This is a genomic window from Bradyrhizobium sp. LVM 105 (assembly GCF_003957705.1).
Lineage (GTDB): Bacteria > Pseudomonadota > Alphaproteobacteria > Rhizobiales > Xanthobacteraceae > Bradyrhizobium > Bradyrhizobium frederickii.
The window spans coordinates 1-1,231 of the sequence record NZ_QZMV01000091.1; the positions used below are offsets into that span (position 1 = coordinate 1).

The 1,231-nt window shown below is 62.1% G+C and carries 1 protein-coding gene; it reads left to right on the forward strand.

Annotated elements, in window-relative coordinates:
- A partial coding sequence (gene sufB, locus D6B98_RS39610; RefSeq protein WP_126262256.1) for a Fe-S cluster assembly protein SufB occupies positions 1-1,231 on the forward strand: 1,231 nt, incomplete at both ends.

The window sequence follows — 1,231 nt, forward strand, 5'->3', positions numbered from 1 at the left end:
CCATGCAGGAGCCGACCTGGGCGCGCGTCGACTATCCCAAGATCGACTTCCAGGACCTCTATTACTATTCGGCGCCGAAGCCGAAGAAGACGGTGTCCTCGCTCGACGAGATCGATCCGGAGATCCTGAAGACCTACGAGAAGCTCGGCATCCCCTTGCGGGAAGTCGCCATGCTCGAAGGCGTCGAGCCGAAGGTGGGCGAGGAAGATCCCGCCCGCCGCAAGATCGCGGTCGACGCAGTGTTCGATTCGGTCTCGGTGGCGACCACGTTCAAGGCGGAGCTGAAGAAGGCCGGCGTGATCTTCATGCCGATCTCGGAAGCGATCCGCGAGCATCCCGAGCTGGTGCAGAAATATCTCGGCTCCGTGGTTCCGACCTCGGACAATTTCTACGCGACGCTGAACTCGGCGGTGTTCTCCGACGGCTCGTTCGTCTACGTGCCGCCAGGCGTGCGCTGCCCGATGGAGCTGTCGACCTATTTCCGCATCAACGAGCGCAACACCGGCCAGTTCGAGCGCACCCTGATCATCGCCGACAAGGGCTCTTACGTCTCCTACCTCGAGGGCTGCACCGCGCCGCAGCGCGACGAGAACCAGCTGCACGCCGCCGTGGTCGAGCTCGTCGCGCATGACGACGCCGAGATCAAATATTCGACGGTGCAGAACTGGTATCCCGGCAACTCGGAAGGCAAGGGCGGCATCTACAATTTCGTCACCAAGCGTGGCGATTGCCGCGGCAACAATTCCAAGATCTCCTGGACCCAGGTCGAGACGGGTTCGGCGATCACCTGGAAATATCCGAGCTGCATTCTGCGCGGCGACAATTCCCGCGGCGAGTTCTACTCGATCGCGATCTCGAACGGCTTCCAGCAGGTCGATTCCGGTACCAAGATGATTCACCTCGGCAAGAACACGTCGAGCCGGATCATCTCCAAGGGCATCGCCGCCGGCAGGTCGCAGAACACCTATCGCGGCCTCGTCACGGCGCATCGGAAAGCAACCGGTGCCCGCAACTTCACCGCCTGCGATTCGCTCTTGATCGGCGACAAATGCGGCGCGCACACCGTGCCGTACATCGAGGCCAAGAACTCCTCGGCGACGTTCGAGCACGAAGCGACCACCTCGAAGATTTCCGAGGACGTGCTGTTCTACTGCGTCCAGCGCGGCCTCAGCCAGGAAGAGGCGGTCGGCCTCGTCGTCAACGGCTTCGTCAAGGACGTGCTGCAGCAGCT